The sequence below is a fragment of the Streptomyces djakartensis genome, assembly GCF_014651075.1.
Classification (GTDB): Bacteria; Actinomycetota; Actinomycetes; order Streptomycetales; family Streptomycetaceae; genus Streptomyces; species Streptomyces djakartensis.
Window position 1 is genome coordinate 15,587 of sequence record NZ_BMWE01000005.1, and the last position, 21,888, is coordinate 37,474.

Sequence of the window (21,888 nt, forward strand, 5' to 3'; positions counted from 1 at the left end):
GTAACCGCGCCGCCCGTGTCCGTTCAGGAGCCTGCGACAGGCAGCCGGAGCACGCCGGGGTCGCGGGGACCGCTGGTGACGGTCACCGGCTTGACGCCCCGGTTGCCGAAGTAGGCGTCGTCGCTCGCGGCGATGACGAAGCGCAGCCGGTGCCCCTGCGCGTACCGGTGCACGATGCCCGGCAGCGTGACGGTGAAGCTCCTGGTCACGTCCGGTACACGGACCGGCGCGACCAGACGGCGGACCAGTGTGCGGGTGCCGTCGGGGGCGACGTCGTAGAGCTTGGCGAACAGGACGAGCTTGTCCGCCGCGTCGCCGGAGTCCTGGGTGCGCTCGGCTCTCGGGGAGTGCACCCTGAGCGTGGCCCGGGGCGCGCCCACCACGTCGAGAGGTCGTGTCAGGGGTGCGCTGGTCCAGTCGAGGTAAGTGCCTTCGGCGTCGCGCGGTGGGGCGGCGGGCCGCCCGGTGAGGGTGTTCAGTGAGCTGTCCGAATGGCTCGTGGGGGTGAGCCGGTTGGTGTAGGTGCGGCTGCCGCCGGTCACCTTGCCGCGGTTGTCGACGAGCTTGCCGTCCCCGGAGAGGTAGAAGGTGCGGCCCCGCGCGGGGAGCCGGCCGGCGGTGGCGTAGGCGCGGCCCGGGTCGGCGGCCCAGTCCCGGTGATAGGCGAAGGCCGGTCCCGTGTCGACGTGCGTCCGCCTCCGCAGATGGCGGTCGAACCAGGCGAGGACCCGCCGGCCGACGTAGCTGGTCTCCAGGTTGCCCTTCGCGAGGTCCAGTTCGCCGGCGGCCGGGGCGGTGGGGCCGGTGCTGTGGCCCGAGGACTGCCAGATCATCTTCACGGGGGTGCCCTGTGCCGAGAGGGCGCGGTACGTCGCCGTCGCCTCGTTGAGGCCGAAGAGGGTGTCGGACTGCCCCTGGATCAGCAGGGTGGGAGTCTTGACGCGGTTCAGGTACGACACCGGGGAGACGCTCCGGGTGAAGGCCAGCAGCTCCGCCATCCGGCCGGCGGGGTAGCTCCCGGAGTTGAGTGTGCGGAAGGTCCGGCAGGCTTCGCCGACGAAGTGCAGGCACGTCATGGAGTTGATGCTGGACGGGTCGAGGCCGGGCCGGGTCAGTGGCCGGCCCTCGCCGACGAGGTAGAAGCCGTTGGCCCACTGCCACTTGAAGACGCCGGGCACGTCCTTTCCGCCGACGGCGCTGTTGGGGTTCAGCGAGTGGGCCAGGTCGTGCCAGGTGATCATGGGAACGATGGCGTCGAGCCGGTGGTCGACGGCGGCCGCCGCCAGCTGGACCGCGCCGCCGTAGGAGCCGCCGATCATGCCGACGCGTGGGTCTCCGGGGGCGTCGAGAGTGACGAAGTCGACGCCGGTGCCGTCGTCCGCGGCGCGTTTGCCGCCCAGGAAGTCGACCAGCTGCGAGGCGGCGGCGCCGTCGATGTCCGGGTCGTTCAGGGAGATGAGGCAGCCGCTGCGGCCGAAGCCGAGCCCGGAGTAGATCAGGGAGACGTAACCGCGCTGGGCGAAGGCCTTGCCGACGGCCTCCGTCGAACCGTCCGTCTTGCTGCCGCCGAAGCCGTTCGTGCCGAGCACGGCGGGCGCCGGGTGGGCGCGGTCCACGCCGGCCGGCCGGTAGAGGTCGGCGTCGACCGTGCAGGGGCGGCCCCCGGCCCGGACGGTGAGTTTCACCGGGGTGACGGTGTACGCGGCCCCCGCCGCCGTCGGTGGGGTGAGCGTGAGGGGCGCGGCCAGGGCGGCACCCAGAACGAGAGCGAGCCGTGCGCGGGATCTGGGCACACCTCGGGACACACGGACCTCCAGGACGAGGACGACGGCAACCCGGACCACCCGGATACCGACCAGTAGGTACTGGCCGGAAGTCATGGTGTGATATGTGCCATGAGACGTCAATCACCGAAACGAGCGTTTTGACGGGGTTTCCGGCGGGGCGCCGTCAGCTCAGGACCGGTTCGTCGAAGGTCACCGAGGCCGCCGCGGTGTCCAGCTCCGCCAGGGCACCGAACGCCATGGTCAGCGCGCCGTCGCAGTGCCCGAACCCGAACTGCTCCAGGACCGGGACGCCGAGGCCGCCGAGCCGGTCGGCGAGCACCCCCCGCACTTCCTCGTACGGCCCGCACGACTCCCACGATCCGAGCACGATCCCGCCGACCCCGTCCAGCCAGCCGGTGCGCAGGAGTTGGGTCAGGTACCGGTCCAGGCGGTACGGGCTCTCCCCCACGTCCTCGAGCAGCAGCAGCCCGCCCCGGGCCCCGGTGTGCGCGTGCGGTGTGCCGAGGTCGCTCGCGAGCAGGCTCAGACAGCCGCCCAGCGTGACGCCCCGGGCCCGGCCAGGCACCAGGACACCGCCGCCCGGGGACGCGGCTGTGACGGTTTGCGCCGACTCGGGCTCGAACAGGGTGGCCCGGAAGTGCCGCTGGGCCCGGACGCTCTTGAGGAAGTCGACGCCGGCCACCGCCGGGCCGTACAGGGTGACCAGGCCCAGGCGGGTGGCGAACGCCTGGTGCAGGACGGTGATGTCGCTGAACCCGGCGAACACCTTGGGGCCCGCCGCCCGCATCGCGTCCCAGTCGAGCAGATCGACCATGCGCTGCGCCCCGTACCCGCCCCGGGCGCACAGCACCGCGGCGACGGCCGGGTCGCACCAGGCGCGCTGGAGGTCGGCGGCCCGCTGGGCGTCCGTGCCGGACAGGTAACCGAACTCGCGGTGACGGCCGAGTACATGAGGCATCACCACGGGATCGAGGTCCCAGCCGCGCAGGAGGTCGAGTCCGGCCTGGAGGCGCTCCTCGGGCACGGGCCCGCTGGGCGCGACCACGGCCACCCGGGCGCCGGGGGTGAGTCGGGGCGGTCGCGTGCACTGTCTCACCGGGTGAGCTCCAGGGTCGGGACATCAGGCGGGTTCAGGCCGAACACCCGGGCGTACAGGGAGAGTTCGGCTTCCAGGGCGCGCACCATGGTCTCCGCCCGCCGGAAACCGTGCCCCTCCCCCTCGAAGGCGAGGTAGGCGTGCGGCACCGGCCGTTCGCCCAGCCGGGCCAGGAACCGCTCGCACTGCACGGGCGGGCAGATGACGTCGTCCAGCCCCTGCAGCAGCAGGAACGGCACGGCGAGGCGGTCGGCGTGGGCGGCGGGCGAGCGCTCCGCGTACCGGGCGGGCACCTCGTCGAGCGGCCCGATCAGGCTGTCCAGATACCGCGACTCGAAGTCGTGGGTCTCCCCCGCACCCCAGCCTTCGAGGTCCAGGATCGGGTACTTGATCGTGCCGCAGGAGAAGACGTCGGTCGTGGTGAGCGAGGCGGCGGCGGTCCAGCCGCCCGCGCTGCCGCCCCGGACGGCGAGCCGGTCGCGGTCGGCCGTCCCCTCGTCGGCGAGGGCCCGCGCGACGGCGGCGCAGTCCTCGACGTCCACCACACCCCACTGTTCCCGCAGCCGCTCGCGGTACGAACGGCCGTAGCCGGTGGAACCGCCGTAGTTGACCTCGGCGACGCCGATGCCGCGCGAGGTGAAATAGGCGATCTCCAGGTCGAGCACGAGCGGGGCACGGGCGGTCGGGCCGCCGTGCGCCCAGACGACGTACGGCGGCAGTTCGTCGCCGGGCGCGACGCAGCCGGGGTGGTGCGGCGGGTAGACGTGGGCGTGGATGTCGCGGCCGTCCGGGCCGGTGAAGACGCGGATCTGCGGCTCGGGGTAGTACGCGGGGTCCACGGCGTCGTCGTGTCCGGCGCCCACGACGCGGGCGTGGCCGGTGCCGGCATCCAGCTCGACGACCTCGTAGGCGCTGCGGGGGCTGGCTGCGACGGCGACGACCCGCTCACCGTGGGCCGCGAGGTCGGGGGCGAACTCGGTCCAGGGTCCGGCCGCGTCGACGACCTCGCCGGTCTCGGGGTCGAGCACCCCGAGGGCGGTGGCGCCCCGGCCGTGCACGACGGCGATCAGACCGCTGTCGAGCGGCGTGAACCATCGCATGCCGAGCTTCCACAGGGCCCCGCCGAACTCCTCCTCGCGTGGGCACACCGGCTCACCGTCGAGGTAGAGGTTCCACCAGCCGCTGCGGTCGCTCGAGTGCAGCAGGCGGCCGTCGTGGGTCCAGTCGGCCTGGGCGACGGACTCGCCGGGCCCGCCGGCCACGGTGCGGGGGTCGCGCAGGGTGCCGTCGGAGCCGGCGTCGGCGAGGATCAGTTCGGTGCCGTCCCAGGGCATGCGCGGATGGTCCCAGGCGAGCCAGGCGGCCCGCCGCCCGTCGGGAGAGAGCTTCGCACCCGTCAGGAACCGGTGCCGGCCGTCGGTCAGTTCGCGCACGGCGCCGCGATCCCGGGCCGCTGAGCCGTCCAGCGGCACGGCGGCCAGGACCCGGCGCACGTCGCTGGGTCCGTCGCCGGTGAACTCCTCCAGCACGCACCACACTTCGTCGCGTTCGGGCCGCAGCAGCGGCTCCGCCCAGCGCAGGCCCGCGCCCACCGGGGACACGGGCGTGAGCGGGCGTGGCGTCCCGCCGGGCCGGTAGCGGTAGAGCCGCTGGTCGGCGAAGTTCACGAACACCACCAGCGGGCCGTCCTCGCGGGCGAGGGCTGCCCAGGGGCGTCCGCCGTACTCGATGACCCGGCTGCGCACGTCCCACGGTGCGGGCAGCAGCGACTCCTCCGTCCCGCCCGGCCGTCGCCCGCCGCCACCCCTCCAACGAGGCGCTTGGCGCCCCACCTCCTGATGGTGCCGCCGCACCAGGGTGCGCCGGCCGCCCTCTTCGGGGCGTGGCTCGGTCCACCACACCTCGTCGCCGACGAGGCCGACCCACTCCGGGTGCCCGTCGTGCGCGGCGGCCAGGGCCGCGTCGATGGGCGACGGCCACGCCCCGTACGCCAGCGTCCGCACCGTCTGCCCCACTCGCCTAGACCGACCGCAGGAACCGGTCGAGCACCCGGACCCCGAAGTGCAGCGCCTCGACGGGGACCCGCTCGTCGACACCGTGGAACATGGCCCCGTAGTCGTAGCCCTCCGGCAGCTTCAGTGGTGTGAAGCCGTAGCCGGTGACGCCGAGACGCGAGAACTGCTTGGCGTCGGTGCCGCCGGACATGCAGTACGGCACCACGTGCCCCTCGGGGGCGAACTCCTGGACGGCGGCCCGCATCCGGGCGAACGTCGCCGAGCCCACCGGCGCCTGGAGAGCCACCGTCCGGTGCTGGAACTCCCACTCCACGTCGGGTCCGGTGAGCAGGTCGAGGGTCTCGCGGAACTCGTCCTCGCCGCCGGGGAGACACCGGCCGTCCACGTACGCCACGGCCTCCCCGGGAATCACGTTGATCTTGTAGCCGGCGTCGAGCATGGTGGGGTTGGCGCTGCCGCGGACGGTCGCCTCCACGAGCTGCGCGGCCGGGCCCAGCTTGTCGAGCAGCGCGTCGACGTCGGTCAGGTCGGGCTCGACGCCGTACACCGCCGCGAGTTCGGTGAGCGCGGCGCGCACGGTCGGGGTCAGCCGCAGCGGCCACTCGTGCTCGCCGATCCGCGCGATCGCGGCCGCGAGCCGGGTCACCGCGTTGTCGCGGTTCACCTTGGAGCCGTGCCCGGCCCGGCCGCGTGCGGTGAGCTTCAGCCAGGCGGTGCCCCGTTCACCGGCCGACAGGGGGTAGATCTCCCGCCCGGTGCCGTCGTGGAAGGTGAAGGCGCCCGACTCGCCGATGCCCTCGGTGCAGCCCTCGAACAGCCCGGCGTGCTCGTCGGCGAGGAACCCCGAGCCGTCCTCGGCGCTGGCCTCCTCGTCGGCGGTGAACGCGATGACGATGTCCCGCCGGGGCCGGACGTCCTGGCGGGTCCAGCCGCGCACGACGGAGAGGATCATCGCGTCCATGTTCTTCATGTCGACGGCGCCGCGCCCCCAGACGACCCCGTCGCGGACCTCCCCGGAGAACGGGTGCACGCTCCAGTCGGCGGCCTCGGCCGGTACGACGTCCAGGTGGCCGTGCAGCAGCAGCGCGTCCGCCGACGGGTCGGTGCCCTCGACGCGGGCGACGACGTTGGTGCGGCCCCGGCTGCGTTCCAGGAGCGTCGGCTCGAATCCTGCCTCGGCGAGCCGCGCGGCGGCGTACTCGGCCGCGGGCCGCTCCCGGCAGTCACCGCCGCCGCGGTTGGTGGTGTCGATGCGGATGAGGTCGGACGTGAACGTCACGACCTCCTCCAGCGCCTGCTCGTCCACCTGCTCAGCCATACTGCTCCTCCACCGCGGCCGCGACGATCGTGGTGACCGCCTTGAACGCGCGGATGCCCTCGTACATGGTCCCGCTCGTGTACGCCACCTTCCGCTCCCCGATCCGGTCCACGCCCGGCACCACGGTGGCGGCCATGGCCAGGTGCTCGGCGTCGAACTCCACGGCGACGGTGAACGGACCACCGCGCACGGGTTCGTGACGCACCGCCAGTGAGGCGGCTTCCTTGGCCGCGGCCCGGATGTCGGCGGCGGTCCGGGCGGGGGTGCGGCACACGGCCGCGTACCGCGAGACATGGTCCTTCACCGCGACCTTCAGTGCCTCGGGCGCGTATCCGAGCGCGTCCTCGCAGGCGACGTCGTCCCCGGTGACCAGCACCACCGGCACCCCGAACTCGGCGGCCACATGGGCGTTGAGCAGCCCCTCGCTGGCCCGTACGTCGTTCAGCCACACGCCCGTGATGGAGTTGGCGAGGTAGGTGTGGGCGAGGACGCCCTCCATGCCGGCGCCCGCGTGGTAGCCGACGAACGCGATGCCGTCGACGTCACCGTGCTGCACGCCCTCCACCATGGACAGCGCCTTGTGCCGGCCGGTGAGCAGCTGCGCCCGGTCGTCGAGCTGCTCCAGCAGCAGGTTGCGCATCGTCCAGTGCGCCTCGTTGATGACGACCTCGTCGGCGCCGCCGTCGTGGAAGCCGAGTACGGCGGCGTTGACGTCCGAGGTGAACAGCGAGCGGCAGCGCTCCCACTGCGAGGCGCCCGGCAGCACGTCTTCGGTCCAGGTGACGCCGGTGGCGCCCTCCATGTCGGCGCTGATGAGGATTCTCATGACGAGCCGTCCAGGGTGGAGATCTTCATGGTTCGTCACGTTACGCGGTGCGCGCGGAACCGGCTACGAGAGGTCACCAGCGGATCGGCAGGTCGGCGACGAACGAGGTGAGCCGGTCGGCGAGGAGACGGTGGTCGCGGGCCGAGTAGTGCCAGTGGCAGCCGGTGTAGTCCATACCGGTGTCGTCGAGGCGCCAGTAGCGGACCCGGCGGTCACCGGCGTCGGTGCGCTCCTGGACGACCTGCGCGACATGTCCGGCGAACGGGCCGGCGCCGACGGCCAGGATGGTGGTCCGGGGCCCGTACCGGGTGCGCAGCTTCTGGACGAAGGCGCCGTAGGCGCCGCGGTAGGCGGCGGCGAGGGTCTCGTCCGTCCAGGGCTCGCCCGGGTTCAGGGGGGTCGAGAAGTCGTTGGTGCCGAGGTGGACCACCACGAGCCCCGGCCGCCAGGTGCCCGGGTTGCGCCAGACGTCGCCGGGGACGTTGAGCAGCGCACGGTCGTAGAAGGCGCGGTAGGTGACCTCGGGTGTGCCGCCGTTGTAGTTGCGCACCATGCCCAGGCCCGAGTAGGCGTTGATCTGGTAGTCGGCGCGCAACCGCCGGGCGGTGAGGGCGCCGTAGCCGGCGTCGGCGTCGGTGGTGCGTTTGACCTGCTCACCGTCGCAGTCGCGGGACGTCGAGAGGTTGCCGTAGCCGGCGGTGAGGGAGTCGCCGATGAACTCGATCTGACGGCCGCGGGCGGCCGGCCGGGCCAGCACGGCGCCGCCCGGCGCGGCGACGAAGCCGCCGAACGCACTGGTGCTCCAGGGGGTGTCGTTGCGCTTGACGAGCCGGACGGTGTGCACGCCGTCGCGCAGGCCCTCGACCCAGTGGGTGGTCTTTCCCGGCGTGACGAGGGTGGCGACGGTGGCTCCGTCGACCTGGACGTCGTCGTAGTCGGCGGCCGGATCGTCGAGCACGACACCCACGCCGGTGCCCCGGATCCGGCCCTCGAAGTACACACCGGGCCAGCTGTACCGGAGGACGTCTCCGCCGTCCTTGACCCGTCCCGCGGTGTGCACGCTCGTCCGCACCCCGTCCTCGCCTGAGGTGGCGGCGGTGGCGACGGCTGACGTGCCGGCCAGCGCCAGCGCCACCGCCGACGCGAGCAGCGTCCGTGACCAGGGCAACGGCATGAGTGGCCTCCGGGGGGGCGAGGCGGGTGCACAGACCGGGGAGAATGAACGTACACCGACAAAATCGCACCTACCAGACCGCGTCAGGTCAGCTGCGGAGGCCTTCATCGCGCCGCCGCTGCGCGGCGTGCGGCCGACCGGCGATCGGGAGCAGCACGGTGGGCGACGAACTGGTTACCATTGGTGCGGCCTGGAGGGGGTGCCGGGCCAGGCCAGGGGGGAGTGTGAGTTGGGGGTTCTCGATCACTTGGTCGTGGTCCTGCCGGGGCTCGGGGGGACGGTTCTCGCCGTCCCCGATCGGCGCGGGCGTCCTGGTGGGGAGGTGGTCTGGGGCACGGTCGCCGAAGATCTCGACCTGCTGAGGGAGCCCGAGAGGCTGAGCACGGGAAGGCACCCGCGGCTGGCCCCCGCGGGACTCGTGGCGACCACCAGGGCGTTCGGTCTGTGGACGGTGGTCCCCGGCTATGACCGCCTCCTCGCCAGGCTGGGCAAGCGGACCGGAGCCGTCGTCGACGACGGGTCGGCACCGGAGCCCGACCTCGACGCCGGCATCGTCGCCGTCGGGTACGACTTCCGCCTGGGCGTCGCGGACGCCGCGCGGACTCTGGACGCCCAGCTGCGGCCACGGCTGGAGCACCTCTGGCCCGACGAAGAGGACCGCGAGGCCCGCGTCGTCATCGTCGCCCACTCGATGGGCGGCCTGGTGGCCCGTTACTGGGCCGCCGTACTCGGCGGTGCTCGCTGGTGCCGCGGCATCATCACGCTCGGCACACCCCACCGCGGGGCGCCGAAAGCCCTCGCGGTGCTGACGCGGGGGCTGCCCGTCGGGCCCTTCCACATCACGCGCCCCCTGAAGGTGGTGCGCGACTGGCAGGGAATGGCGGACCTGCTGCCGCGGTACCCGGCCGTCCACGACACAAGCGCCGCTGAAGGGGTGCACCCGCCCGAAGGCGGCCCCGCACCGGACCACGCTCGCCTGCTCCGGCCGCACGAACTGCCCCTGCCCTGGCTGCGGGGACCGGCCGAACGCGCTCACCGGATGCACCAGGAGATCGAACAGGGCTGGCGGAGACTGCCCGTAGCGCCGGCGGTCATGCCCCGCATCGGGTTCGGCCACGCCACCCTGCGAGCCTGCTCCTTTGACGGCCGCGAGGTCACCGTCACCAAGGCGGTCCCCACGGGACCCGATCTCAGAGGCTGGGCCGACGGACTCGGCGACGGCACCGTCCCCGCGTTCTGCGGTCTGCCCGTGGAGATGGACAACTATCCGCGAACCCACCTGCACGTACACCGACGTCACGGGCCGATCGCGGAACTGCGGGAAACCGCCGAACTGCTCGACGCCTTCCGCGGCTTCGCCGCTCTTTCGGCGTACCGGGACCGGCAGGAGAGCCCGGTCGTCCTCGGCATGGACCTGGACGAACTGCAGCTGCGCGACCGGCCGGTGGACATCGCCGTCACCCCTTGCACCCGTGCCGGAGAGCGCGTCGACGCCGCTCACGCGACGGTATGGGCCAGTGCGGAGCCGGCACCGGACAACCCGCAGAGGCCTTGGCCCCGGATCGACGTCCGGCTGGAGTGGGACGCCGGACAGCGTGCCTTCCACGGCCGGTTGCCAGGACTGCCGCCCGGCCTGATGAAGGTGAGTGCCGTCGCACCTGACCTGACCGACTCGGCCGCCGTTCAGACGGTGCAGGTGCTCGATGACACCGGCCTCGAATGACCTCCGGACCGCGTGGCCGCCGTGGTCGGCCGACGCGGCACCCGCCGACCTGGCCCGTTACGTCGTGCCCCACGCCGTACGCATGCATGCGCAGATCCCGGGCCCTTCGGACGCTCCCGCCCTGCGGCGCGTGCGCGTGGTCTGGGACCGGCTGAGGCAGGCCGGCATCGGGTACGCGCACGAGCCGCTCGACAGCGGGCCGGGCGGTCAATGGATCAGGCCCCCGGCCGAGGTGCTCAGGGCTCCCCGCAACGGCACGTGCCTCGACCTCGCCGTCCTGCTCGCCGGCGCCTTCCGGCACACGGGACTGCTCGCCGCGGTCGTGCTCCTCGACTCGGTCGAACCCGGGCGGCCCGGACATGCCCTGGTCGCGGTCGCGCTGACCCGCACCTGGCCCGAAGGTCTGCCCGGCGACGGCGTATGGTCCGCCCCGCCACCGCGGCTGCCGGACCATGTGCAGGCCGGGCTGGACGGCCCGCCGCGCAGCCTGCTGTTCCTGAACCCGAACGGAATATCCCACCCCCTGGGCCCAGCGGACGCCGACACCGACACCGACCTCGCCACAGCCGTCGCGGCGGGCTACGCCCAGCTCACCTCCGACATGTACCGATGGCGTGTCGCAGTGCCCGCCGACCCGGGCGTGGAGCCCTACACGCCCGCGGCCATGCCGGCGGTGCTGCCCCTGAGAGACCCCTACCGTGAACCGGGCACGGCCGAGTCGGCACTGCGACTGCTGAGAGCCGAATACCAGGTCACGCCGTTCCAGAGCCGGGACGAGATGACCGTACTGTCGGGGTTGTGCGAGGAGACCGTCCTCGGATCGCGCACCACGATCGCTGTCATCACCGGTCGCGGCGGCTCCGGGAAGACCCGGCTCGGGCTGGAACTGGTCGACCGCATGGCCCGAGCCGGCTGGTACACCGGCGTCCTGCGAGAGCGTGCCGACCGATCGTGGGAGTGGCTGGCCGAGGTCACCGCACCGCTGCTCGTACTCGTCGACTACGCCGATGCCCGGGCCGCCTCCACGATCGACCTGCTGCGCGTGGTGGCGCGCCGCCCACGCCCGGCCGTCGTCGTGCTCACCGCACGAGAACGCGAGGGAGAATGGCTCACCCGGATCACCGACGCACTGGAGTCCGACGCCCATCCCCACCGGCTGGAGAGCATCGAACTGCCGGATGCTCATCCCCGGCCCGACGACCTCTTCCTGCGCACCTGCACGGCGGTCCGGCCACGCCCCTGGGACAGCCCGCCCCGCCTGCCCCGTGCGGACAAGGGGACGCGGTGGACCACTCTGGACCTGGTGCTGCTCGGCTGGCTCGCCGCACGCGGCCGGGACCCGCTGCCGATCACCCCGTCCGAACTGTACGACGAGGTACTGCGCCACGAACGCCGCTACTGGAACACCACCTTCGAGCACCGCACCGGCACGCCCGTGCGGTACACCGGTCTCTTCGCCGAGGCCGCGGCGTGCCTGACCCTGCTCACGCCCGCCCCGCACCGGGTCGTCGAGGCCCTGACCGCGGTGGCCGGGCTGGCCGAGGCTCACGACCTCCGGCAGAGAATCGCGGACACCCTCGTCACCTGCCTGGACCCCGGGCCTGGCGAACACGTCGCCATCCGGCCCGATCCCGTGGGCGACCATCACCTGCTCACCACCCTGGAACGCCATCCCGAGCTGCTGGAGCGCTGCCTGCGTGCCGGCTCGCTGATGGACGAGGACGACCTCGGCGAGGGGCTGGGCAGCGCACTCACTGTGCTGACCCGTGCCGGACGCGACGACGAACCGGCTGCCGCCGCCCACATCGAAGCGCTCCTGCGGTCCGAGCCGGGGCGCTGGCCGCTGGCCGCCGCCGTGGCCGCGGCCATGGGAGGCGCCGCGCGAAACGTGCTCGAGGAACTCGCCGCAGCCCCTGACACCCCGCTCCCGCTGGACGACATCTCCGCGACCCTTCCGTTCGGGGCCGCCAGCCTGTGGAAGCTGGCGCTGATCGTCGACGAACGCAGGCTGGAGGACATCCGGGCCGGCGACGCGGAGCCGGATGAACTCGGGGAACTGCTGTTCCTGGTCAGCAGACGCCGTGACGACGCCGGGGACCGTTCCGGCGCACTGGCGGCGATCGAGGAAGCCGTCCCCCTCTACAGCGACCTCGCTCTCGCCGACCCGGAAGGACACCTGCCCAACCTGGCGGCAGCGTTCAACGACCTGGCCACCCACCGGGGTGCAACGGGCGACCGGTACGGTGCCGTGGACGCGGCGGAGAGCGCCGCACGGCTGCAGCGGAAGCTGGTGGACGAACTCGGACGGGAACACGAGGAGGCCCTGGCGAGGTCGCTGAACACGCTGGCGACGTGCAGGGCCGCGACCGACGACCGGGCCGGCGCGCTGTCCGCCGCCGACGAGGCGGTGCGGCTCTACCGGAGCCTCGCACGGACAGCCTCCTCCACTCACCTGCGTGACGCGTACGAGTCCGACCTCGCCGCGTCCTTGAGCAACCTCGCCCACTGCCGCGCGTCGATGGAGGACCGTCAGGGAGCCCTCGCCGCGGGAGAGGAGGCGGTGGAACTACGGCGCCGGTTGCTGTCGGGACAGACCGACGACACCGTCGCCGACCTGGCACACGCACTGAGCAACGTGAGCGGGCATCGGTCGAACGCCGGTGACGACGCCGCCGCCCTGTCGGCGGCCGACGAGGCGACCAGTTCCTACCGTCGGCTCGTGGACGTCAACCCCGCGTTCTTCACCCCTGATCTGGCGGCGTCACTGAACAACCTGTCGGTGTGCCGCTCGCGCACCGGCGACTTCGAGGCCGCCCTGGCCGAGGCCGAGGAGGCCACGGCGCTGTACCGCGGCCTGGCCGCGGACGACGAGGATGTGTTCGCCGCCGACCTCGCGATGTCGCTGAACACCCTGGGGAACCGGCGCGCCGAGACCGGCGACCGCGAGGGATCCGTGGCGGCGGCCACTGAAGCGGTGGACCTGTACCGGAGGCTGTTCGACGAGGACCAGGACGTGTTCGCCCTCGATCTCGCGGCGGCCCTCGGCAACCTGTCCGCCGGCAGAGCGGCGGGCGGAGACGTCCAAGGGGCGCTGGAGGCGGCGGAGGAAGCCGCCCGGCTGAGCCGGTACGCCTCGGACACCAAAGGCGGCGCGTACGCCCCCGAAGTGGCACGGGCACTGAACACGCTGTCACTCCGGCGCTCGGATGCCGGCGATCAGGCCGGTGCGCTCACCGTCGCCCGGGAAGCGGTGGCCGTACGCCGGCAGCTGGCGTCCGCCGAACCCGGCGCTTTCACCCGCGAGCTGGCCATCTCCCTGAACAACCTGTCCCATCGCCTCTGGCTGGTGGGAGACCGGACGGAAGCCGCGGAGGCCGGAGAGGAGGCCCTCGCGCTGTACCGCCGCCTGGCGTCGGCCAACAGGGCGGCCATGCTTCCGGATCTGGCCGCCGCGGTGAACAACCTCTCGGTGCTCGCGGACGACGTGGGCGATCGCGAGCGTGCCCTGGTCCTCGGTGAGGAGGCGATCGGCCTCTTCGGTGAGCTGGCCGCGATCAGCGGGGACGCCTGGAATCCAGGTCTCGCCGGCGCGCTCAACAACCAGTCCGTGAAGCTGACCGAAGCCGGCGACCACGACGCGGCATCGGAAGCCGCCGAAGCGAGTGTCGCCCTCTACCGCGAACTGGCCGGAGCCAACCGTGCGACGTTCCTGCCCGACCTCGCGATGGCCGTGAACAACCTCTCCCGCTGCCGATACGAGTCGGACGACCTCACGGCGGCGGTCTCCGCGGCGCGGGAGGCGGTCGGCCTGTACCGGGAGGCCGTGGCGGAGAAGGGAGGCGCGTTCACCGCCGACCTCGCCAGGGCGTTGAACAACCTCTCGGCGGTCCTGTCGGACACGGCGGACCACCGAGCGGCGCTGGACGCGGCTGAGGAAGCCGTGCGGCTGTACCGGACGATCATGGCAGCGCATCCGACGTCCGTCGTCCTGGACCTGAGCAAGGCGCTGAACAACGCCGCCTCCGCCCGGCTGGCCCTGCGGGACCCCGGCGGGGCGCTGGAAGCGGTCGGGGAGGCGGCGGAGCTGCTGCGCGCACTGGTCCGTACGGAGCCCGCGTTCACCTTCGATCTGGCCCGCACCCTGAACACCCACGCCTCCGCGCTGTACGCCACGCGGGACTTCGAAGGAGCCCTGGCGGCCGGACGGGAGGGGGTGGAGCTCCTCCAGGGCCTCGCGGGTGACGATCCGGCTTCGTTCGCTTCGGAACTGGCCGTCGCCACCTGGGCCTTGGCAGACCTGCTCATGATCCGGTCGCCGGCCGAGGCGACCGCGTCCTGGGACGCCTCGGCGCTGGCCGTGCCCGAGGGCCATGGGCGAGCGGAAGTCCTGGCGGGCACCGCCGACTGGTACATCGGCCAGGGCGAGCAGCGCGCAGCGGCCGAGATCCTGGGCCGTGCCGCGGAGCTGGCCCACGTGGACGACGTCCGCTCACCCGGGTACCTGACCCGCCGGGTCCGCGAGCAGATCCGGGCTGTCGCGCTGTCGTTCGATCCCCCGCCGCCCACACTGCCCGGATGGGCGGTGGTGACAGTGCCCGAGGCCGATCTGGACCTCGTCCGCTCATGGACGACCACCCGGGACTGGCCGGGTGCCGAGGCCGTGCTGCGCGCCCGGGCCGATGTGCTCTCGGGTCCCACCCTCGCCGCGAGCGTGGATCTTCACCTTGTGCTGCGCCCGGACGACGAGAGCCTGCGGCAGCTGCGGCAGCTGGTGGCGTCCATCGGGGACCGGGGCCTCGAAGCCGTACTCGCGGAAGAGCGCCGGAGGTACGAGATCGGGCAACTCGTGCGCGCCTGGATGACCCAGCCCACCCGGACGGGGTGGCTGGCCCACCTCACAGCGCACCGGGAGCAACTGTGCACCGACGAGGCGGCCGAACTGCTCGCCGCTTCCGACGATCCGTCCGCACGGGAACACGCGGCGGTACTCACGTTGCTCGAGACGATGCCCCTGGAGGCGGTGGCCGACGTCGTCACCCATGCGGCGACAGCCGCGGACCACGCTCTGGAGGCGCTGGAGCAAGCGGACCCGGGGCGGATGAGGACGCTCACCGAAGCCAACCCGGCCGCCTTGGACGAACCAGGTGCCGGCTTCGTGCTGAGGGCAGTTCTGGACCTGGAACGAGGGAACGCCGAACAGGCCCTGCGAGTGATGCGGTCCGGGGCTGCCACGGCCACCGTGATGCAGCGTCGGGCCCGGGCCGTGAACCTGGGCCGCTGGGCGAGGCACGCGGAACCGGACGACCTGGCAGCCATCGAGGCTCTTGCCGCCGCACTGAACGACCCGGCCGACCGGGAATGAGCTCACGCACGGCCACCACGGTGCCCTGACGGGCCATCCGCAAGAGGAGTGGAGTTGTCCGACCGCCTGCACGTTCTCACCGCCATATACCAGTCGGACCGATCCGACCGCTCCACCGCTCTCACGGTGAGCCTCGCCACCATGGCGGCCGCCGTCACCTACCTCATCGGCATCATCGCGTTCTACGACAAGCTCGACCTCCTGGGCTGGACCGTGAGTCTGCTGCCTCTCCCCCTCTTCTCCGTCGCCGCCTTCCAGGCCCACCTGCTCAACCTCGCCGCCGTCCGTGCCCGGTCCATCCTCACGCTCGAAAAGGCGCTTCTCGACGCGGTCGAGCCGGTCGGCAGCACACTGGACCGTGACACGATCGGTGTCACAGCCAGTGAACGAGCTTCCAATCTCCACACCGCCCCGGCACCCCAGCGGGCCGTGATCCTGCTGTCCTACGGAGGCGTCTGCCTCATCTACCCGGCCTGCACGGCCCTGCTCCTCGCCAAGGCCGCCGACCACATGGCCGCCTGGATCGCCGTCCCCTCCGTCTGCTACGCCGTGATGCTGGTGTTCGTCGTGGCGGCCTGGCGTGACTGCATCAGGAGCCTCGACTTCTGAACCCGCGTCCGCCGGCCGGGCTCGACACGAGGCCTGACCGAGGACCGCGGTTCAGTCCTCGTGCCCCAGCTGGAGGTCCCGCTCCGTGCGTCCGCCTCCGGCCACCTGCAGGACGGTCGCGACGGGCGGGTATCCGGCGGCGATGACGGTGTACTCGCCGGAGGACAGGTCGACGAACCGGAAGACGCCGTCGGGGCCGGTGGTGAGGGTGTCGACGACGTTGCCCGCCACGTCCAGCAGGGTCACGCGCGCGTCCTCCACGGGCCGGCCGCCACCGGCCCGGACGGTGCCGCGCAGGACGGCGCCGCCGGCCAGCTCGATGTCCCGGCGGGTCTCACGGGCGGCCTGGACGGTGACGGGGAGCGCGGCCGGGCGGAAGGCGGGCGCGCCGGCGGCGAGGGTGTACTCGCCGGCCACCAGATCGGTGATGACGTAGCCGCCCTCCCGGCCGCTGCGGGTGGTGGCCACGACCTCGCCGTGCACGTTGGTGAGCGTCACGGTGGCGTCCCGTACGGGTGTGCCGTCGGCGGTGACCACGCTGCCCACGAGGTTGCCTGCGCCGCCCAGGACGATGTCCAGTTCGACGGGGCGTTCGCCGACGGTCACGGAGACCGCCTGCGGCTGGTGGCCGCCCGCGGCGGCGATCAGCACATAGGCGCCGGGGCCCGGGGTGGACAGGGCGTAGCGGCCGTCCTCGCCGCTCGCGCCGCGGCCGGTCTGCTGTCCGGTGATGTCGATGAGGGTCAGCGCCGCACGGGGTACGACGGTCCCGTCGTGGTGCTGCACCGAGCCGCAGACGGGGACGCCGCCGGCGTGGGGAGCCCGGGCCTGCGGGATCGAGGCGTTCCCCGTGTCCGGGTCTGTGACGGGGGCGTGGTGGGACACCAGTGGTTTCTCCTTCAGGAAGAGGGCGATGACCAGTCCGAGGACCAGCACCGGCACCAGGTAGAGGAAGATCCGCGGCATGGCGTCGGCGTACGCCCGGACGTAGCCGTCACGCAGGGCCGGGGGCAGGGTGTGCACGAGCTGCGGGGTGACGGACTCCGGGGCGGGGATCCGGGTGCCCGCCTGTGCGGGGAGGTGCCGGGTCAGGGCATCGGCGAGCCGGTGGGTGAGGAGGGTCCCGAAGAGGGCGGTTCCGACGCAGCCGCCGATCTGCCGGAAGTAGTTGCCGGCGCTGGTGGCCGTGCCGAGGTCGGCGGGGCGCGCCGAGTTCTGCACGGCGAGGACGAGGACCGGCATCACCATGCCGATGCCGGCCCCGAGGACGGCCGTCCAGATGCCGTAGTGCAGCCGGGGCGTGTCCGTGCCGAGGCGGGACAGCAGCCACATCCCGACGGCGGAGAGGGCCCCGCCGAGGATCGGGTAGGCCTTGTAGCGGCCGGTGTGGCTGATGAGCTGCCCGGCGATGACCGAGGCGCCGACGATGCCGGCCGTCATCGGCAGCATGAGCAGGCCGGACTCGGTGGCGGTGGCCCCGTCGGCCATCTGCAAATACGTCGGCAGATAGCCGGCGGCGCCGAACAGCCCGACGCCGACGACCAGGCCGATGAGCCCGGTGACGTTGAAGACGGAGTCCCGGAACAGCCGCAGCGGGATGAGGGGTTCGGCGGCGAAGCGCTCGGCGACGAGGAACAGGACGGTCGCTGCCGCCGCTCCGGCCGCGAGGCCGAGGATCACGCGGGAGTCCCAGGCGTACTCGGTGCCGCCCCAGCTGGTCAGCAGGACCAGACAGGTGGAGGCGGCGGTCAGCAGCAGCGCGCCGAGGAGGTCCAGCCGGGCCTTGCCGGGCGGCTTCGGCAGCTTCAGCGCGACGGTGACGACGACGAGCGTGAGCAGTCCGAAGGGAACGTTGACGTAGAAGCACCAGCGCCAGGAGAGGTGGTCGGTGAAGTAGCCGCCGAGCAGCGGGCCGGCCACGGAGGCGAGACCGAAGGCGGCACCGATCAGACCCATGTGACGGCCCCGCCGCCGGGGCGGCACGGTGTCCGCGATGATCGCCTGCACACCGGTCATGAGGCCGCCCGCGCCGGCGCCCTGCAGGGCACGGAAGGCGATCAGCTGGTCCATGGTCTGTGCCCGGCCCGCGAGCGCGGAGCCGGCGACGAAGACGACGATCGCGAACTGGAAGACGCCCTTGCGGCCGAGCAGGTCACCGAGCTTGCCGTAGACCGGCAGCCCGACGGTGGCGGTGAGCAGGTAGGCGGTGATCGCCCAGGACATGCGGTCCAGGCCGTGCAGCTCGCCGACGATCCTCGGAAGCGCGGTGGCGACGATCATCTGCTCGAGGGCGGCCAGGAGCAGGACCGGCAGGAGGGCGAGGAAGACCCACCGCACCCGGCGGGGGCTCGGTCCGGCGTCCGGGGCGGGCCGTGGGGCGGGGGCGTGGGCATGCACCACTGCCGGTTCGTCCTGCGCCAGAGTGATCCCGCCCACCAACCGCTCCCCTCGTCGCGCTGCCGCACGATTTCCGCGCAAACGCGACAACTACGAGCAGACGCGACGAGTTACGGCACAAAGCCGAGCAGAACGGAGATCACCCGAACCGGTGAGGGACGCAACAGCCCCTGGAAGCCGGTGTCTTGGGGAGGCTACTTCTCGACCTCGGCGGCGAGCTTGGTGAGCATCGCGTCGTAGATGCGGCCGAGCCCCTTGGGCGCGAAGGTCCTCTCGAAGAAGCCGCCGATGCCGCCGGCCCCCGCCCAGGTGGTGGTCACGACGACCCGGGACCTGCCCTCGCCGGCCGGGGTCACCCGCCAGGTGGTGACCATGGAGGAGTTGCGGTCCTTCTCCACCAGTTCGCCGTCGGTGGGCTCGCTGACCTCCAGGAGGCAGTCGCGTACGCGCTTGCTGGTGGCCTGGAGCTTCCAGTGGACGAGGGTGCCCTCGCCGTCACCGCCCTCCCGGACCTCGTACTCGCTGAACTGCTCGGGCAGCAGCTTCGCGCGCGTGCCACTGTAGTCGGCGAGGGCGTCGAACACCGTCTCCGCGTCCGCCGCGACGATCCGCTCCGTAGTGGCCTCGACCTGCGCCATCGCTCTCCTCCAGGACCTGGGTTGCTCGGGGGTCGGAGCAAGCCAACCACCCCGCCGCCCGGCCCCCCAAATCGGGGTGGCCGAACCGGTCGAAGGCGCTCGGAAAACACCCTCGCACGATCAAGGGAACATGTGTTCTATTCTGGGGGCAGTGCTACCGAGGAGGCGTCATGCGCTGGGAGAACCTCACACGGGACTCCGAACACGGCCGGGCCGACGCGGCGCTGTTCGGCGCGGACGCGGTGACGACCCGCACGTTCGACACGCCGGAGTTCCGCGGGATCACCTTCCACGAGGTCCGGGCCCGGTCGATCATCAACCGGGTGCCGGGGGCCTCGCGCATGCCCTTCGAATGGACGGTGAACCCCTACCGGGGGTGTTCCCACGCGTGCGTGTACTGCTTCGCGCGCAAGACGCACAGCTATCTCGACCTCGACACGGGCCTCGGCTTCGACTCCCAGATCGTGGTCAAGACCAACGCGCCCGAGCTGCTGCGTCAGCAGCTGGGCTCACGCCGCTGGCAGGGCGAGCACATCGCGATGGGCACCAACGTCGACTGCTACCAGCGCGCCGAGGGCCGCTACCGCCTGATGCCGGGCATCATCTCGGCCCTGCGCGACCACGCGAACCCCTTCTCGATCCTGACCAAGGGCACCCTGATCCTGCGCGACCTGGACCTGATCAGGCAGGCGGCGGAGGTGGCCGACGTCGGCATATCCGTCTCGGTCGGTTTCACCGAGCCGGAGCTGTGGCGGACCGTCGAGCCGGGCACGCCCGCCCCGGAGCGACGCCTGGAGGTCGTGCGGGCCTTCGGCGAGCACGGCATCGGCTGCGGGGTGCTGATGGCGCCGGTGATCCCGTTCCTGAGCGACCGCCCGGACCAACTGCGGGCCACGGTACGGGCGATCGCGGCCTCCGGCGCCACCTCCGTCACCCCGCTGGTGCTGCACCTTCGCCCGGGCGCCCGCGAGTGGTTCATGAGCTGGCTGGAACAGCACCACCCGCACCTGGTGCCTCGTTACCGGCGTCTGTACGCGGAGGGCTCCTACGCCCCGAAGTGGTACCAGCGCCGGGTCACCCGTCAGGTGCACGAGCTGGCCGAGGAGTACGGCGTCGGGCCCACGCGCGCGGGGACGCCGCGGCGGATCCGGCCCCCGGACGCCCCGGCGCGGCCCGCGGAACCCGGGCCGACTCAACTCTCGCTCCTATAGGAGCGTTCGGGCGCTTCCGAAGATCCAATTGGGTTATGAATTGACATATTGAGTTCTTTTAGGACGGCTTGCCGGGACGATGCGGCGAGGACGGTGTTCCTCGCGGTCCGTCATCACGCCGTCCTGGGAGGACTCCATGAGAAAACGCGCAGTCGCGCTGTGCGGTGCCGCCGTCGTCATGGCCGGGACCTGCACGGCCGTCTCGGCCGAGGCGAGCGCTCCGCGCGCCGCGGACGCCCTGCACGCCACGAGACTCGCCTGGCAGAACTGCGCCACCAAGGACTACCCGGTGCTCGAGTGCGCGACCCTCGAGGTGCCGCTCGATCACAGCAGGCCGCAGGGGCGGCAGATCACCCTCGCCCTGTCCCGCGTGCCCCACACCGCCAGTACCTACCAGGGCCCGCTGCTGGTCAACCCCGGCGGCCCGGGCGGCAGCGGTCTGGCGCTCGCCGGGTTCGTCGCGTCCTCGCTGCCCAAGGAGGTCGCCGCCCAGTACGACGTCATCGGCTTCGACCCGCGCGGGGTGGGAGCGAGCCGTCCGGTGCTGGACTGCGCGCCCGGCCACTTCGCCCCGGTGCGACCGGACTCCGTGCCGGCCACACCCGACGTCGAGAAGGCCAACCTCGCCCGCGCCAGGTCCTTCGCCGACTCCTGCCGCAAGAAGTACGCGCACCTCCTGCCGTACATCGACACGATCAGCGCCGCGCGCGACATGGACGCGATCCGGCAGGCCCTGGGCGCCAGCCGGCTCAACTACTTCGGCTACTCCTACGGCACCTACCTGGGCGCGGTCTACGCCAGGCTGTTCCCGGAGCGGGTCAGGCGCCTGGTCCTGGACTCCGTGGTCGACCCCACCGACGTCTGGTACGACGCCAACCAGTACCAGAACCTCGCCTTCAACGACCGCCATCGCGCCTTCATGGCCTGGGTCGCCCGGCATGACGAGACGTACGGCCTCGGCACCGATCCGGAGCGGGTCGAAGTCAAGTGGTACGCGATGCGGGCGGCTCTGGCCAAGAAGCCGGCCGGCGGCGTGGTGGGGCCCGCGGAGCTGGAGGACACCTACCTCCCCGGCGGCTACTACAACGGCTACTGGCCGGTCCTGGCGGAGGCGTTCGCGGCGTTCGTGATCGACAAGAACGCCACCCCCGTCGTCAAGGCGTACGAGAACTTCGGCGCGGTCGACGCCTCCGGGGACAACGGCTACAGCATCTACACGGCGGTGGAGTGCGGGGACGCCGCCTGGCCGCGGGACTGGCCGCAGTGGCAGCAGGACAACTGGGCGGCCTACGAGAAGGCGCCGTTCATCACATGGAACAACGCCTGGTACAACGCGCCGTGCGTGTTCTGGCCGACGGCTGCGCCGCGCCGGGTGAGCATCGCCAACGGCGAGCTGCCGCCCGCGCTGCTGTTCCAGGCGACGGGTGACGCGGCCACCCCGTACGTGGGCGGCGTCTCGGTCCACCATCTGCTGGCGCGCTCCAGCCTGGTGGTCGAGGAGGGCAGCGGCAACCACGGCATCACCCTGAGCGGGAACGCCTGCCTGGACGGGCACCTGGCCCGGTACCTGTCCGACGGCACCGTGCCCCGCGCGCAGGGTGTGGCCGACGCGGTGTGCCCGGCCCTGCCCGAGCCGAAGCCGGCCGCCACCAAAGCGGCACCGGCCTCGGCGAACGGCTCGATGCTGCACAGCCTGCTGGGTTTCCGCGGCTGACCTGCTGACGGGCCGTCG

Annotated in this window: 13 protein-coding genes; 5 read left to right on the forward strand and 8 right to left on the reverse strand. The window is 72.4% G+C overall.

Annotation, left to right across the window (positions count from 1 at the left end):
• Positions 1-23 precede the first annotated feature (23 nt).
• From IE212_RS09985 to IE212_RS10010, 6 genes are all read right to left on the reverse strand, one after another.
• Positions 24-1,805, reverse strand: a complete 1,782-nt coding sequence (locus IE212_RS09985; protein WP_229864220.1) for a CocE/NonD family hydrolase — start codon at positions 1,803-1,805, stop codon at positions 24-26.
• Positions 1,806-1,950: 145 nt separating this feature from the next.
• Positions 1,951-2,883, reverse strand: a complete 933-nt coding sequence (locus IE212_RS09990) for a S66 peptidase family protein (RefSeq protein ID WP_190197394.1) — start codon at positions 2,881-2,883, stop codon at positions 1,951-1,953.
• A complete protein-coding gene (locus IE212_RS09995; protein WP_190197395.1) occupies positions 2,880-4,898 on the reverse strand; it encodes a prolyl oligopeptidase family serine peptidase in 2,019 nt (672 codons plus the stop codon). The genes IE212_RS09990 and IE212_RS09995 overlap by 4 nt, the downstream gene beginning before the upstream one ends.
• A gap of 4 nt (positions 4,899-4,902) precedes the next feature.
• Positions 4,903-6,216, reverse strand: coding sequence for a M20/M25/M40 family metallo-hydrolase (locus IE212_RS10000; protein ID WP_190197396.1), 1,314 nt, complete (start codon positions 6,214-6,216; stop codon positions 4,903-4,905).
• Entirely contained in the window at positions 6,209-7,042 is an 834-nt protein-coding gene (locus tag IE212_RS10005) for a M55 family metallopeptidase (protein WP_190197397.1), read from the reverse strand. The genes IE212_RS10000 and IE212_RS10005 overlap by 8 nt, the downstream gene beginning before the upstream one ends.
• Before the next feature lie 73 nt (positions 7,043-7,115).
• Positions 7,116-8,216 (reverse strand): SGNH/GDSL hydrolase family protein, encoded by a 1,101-nt coding sequence (locus IE212_RS10010; protein WP_190197398.1) that lies wholly within the window; start codon positions 8,214-8,216, stop codon positions 7,116-7,118.
• Between the two features lie 229 nt (positions 8,217-8,445).
• On the opposite strand from IE212_RS10010, the gene IE212_RS10015 reads away from it, so the two are divergent.
• The 3 genes from IE212_RS10015 to IE212_RS10025 are packed head-to-tail and all read left to right on the forward strand — an operon-like array spanning position 8,446 to position 15,910.
• Positions 8,446-9,939 carry an esterase/lipase family protein gene (locus IE212_RS10015; RefSeq protein WP_190197399.1) on the forward strand — a complete coding sequence of 498 codons (1,494 nt, stop codon included), beginning with the start codon at positions 8,446-8,448 and terminating at the stop codon, positions 9,937-9,939.
• On the forward strand, positions 9,920-15,301 hold the full coding sequence (locus IE212_RS10020; protein WP_190197400.1) for a tetratricopeptide repeat protein: 5,382 nt from the start codon (positions 9,920-9,922) through the stop codon (positions 15,299-15,301). The genes IE212_RS10015 and IE212_RS10020 overlap by 20 nt, the downstream gene beginning before the upstream one ends.
• Before the next feature lie 54 nt (positions 15,302-15,355).
• Entirely contained in the window at positions 15,356-15,910 is a 555-nt protein-coding gene (locus IE212_RS10025) for a hypothetical protein (protein WP_190197401.1), read from the forward strand.
• A gap of 51 nt (positions 15,911-15,961) precedes the next feature.
• Here IE212_RS10025 and IE212_RS10030 read toward each other — a convergent pair whose 3' ends face one another.
• A complete protein-coding gene (locus tag IE212_RS10030) occupies positions 15,962-18,346 on the reverse strand; it encodes an MFS transporter (RefSeq protein ID WP_190197402.1) in 2,385 nt (794 codons plus the stop codon).
• Positions 18,347-18,501: 155 nt separating this feature from the next.
• Positions 18,502-18,945, reverse strand: a complete 444-nt coding sequence (locus tag IE212_RS10035; protein ID WP_190197403.1) for an SRPBCC family protein — start codon at positions 18,943-18,945, stop codon at positions 18,502-18,504.
• Positions 18,946-19,115: 170 nt separating this feature from the next.
• Between IE212_RS10035 and IE212_RS10040 the strand changes: the two genes are divergently transcribed.
• Together IE212_RS10040 and IE212_RS10045 are read left to right on the forward strand one after the other, a co-directional pair.
• Positions 19,116-20,156 carry an Rv2578c family radical SAM protein gene (locus IE212_RS10040; RefSeq protein ID WP_190197404.1) on the forward strand — a complete coding sequence of 347 codons (1,041 nt, stop codon included), beginning with the start codon at positions 19,116-19,118 and terminating at the stop codon, positions 20,154-20,156.
• A gap of 136 nt (positions 20,157-20,292) precedes the next feature.
• On the forward strand, positions 20,293-21,870 hold the full coding sequence (locus tag IE212_RS10045) for an alpha/beta hydrolase (protein ID WP_190197405.1): 1,578 nt from the start codon (positions 20,293-20,295) through the stop codon (positions 21,868-21,870).
• The last annotated feature ends 18 nt before the right edge of the window (positions 21,871-21,888 follow it).

What these genes read in the sequence shown, in the direction of transcription:
- IE212_RS10000 (WP_190197396.1), bottom strand. Translation starts at nt 6,216, where the DNA reads ATGGCTGAGCAGGTGGACGAGCAGGCGCTGGAGGAGGTCGTGACGTTC.
- IE212_RS10005 (WP_190197397.1), bottom strand. Translation starts at nt 7,042, where the DNA reads ATGAGAATCCTCATCAGCGCCGACATGGAGGGCGCCACCGGCGTCACC.
- IE212_RS10010 (WP_190197398.1), bottom strand. Translation starts at nt 8,216, where the DNA reads ATGCCGTTGCCCTGGTCACGGACGCTGCTCGCGTCGGCGGTGGCGCTG.
- IE212_RS10020 (WP_190197400.1), top strand. Translation starts at nt 9,920, where the DNA reads ATGACACCGGCCTCGAATGACCTCCGGACCGCGTGGCCGCCGTGGTCG.
- IE212_RS10035 (WP_190197403.1), bottom strand. Translation starts at nt 18,945, where the DNA reads ATGGCGCAGGTCGAGGCCACTACGGAGCGGATCGTCGCGGCGGACGCG.
- IE212_RS10040 (WP_190197404.1), top strand. Translation starts at nt 19,116, where the DNA reads ATGCGCTGGGAGAACCTCACACGGGACTCCGAACACGGCCGGGCCGAC.
- IE212_RS10045 (WP_190197405.1), top strand. Translation starts at nt 20,293, where the DNA reads ATGAGAAAACGCGCAGTCGCGCTGTGCGGTGCCGCCGTCGTCATGGCC.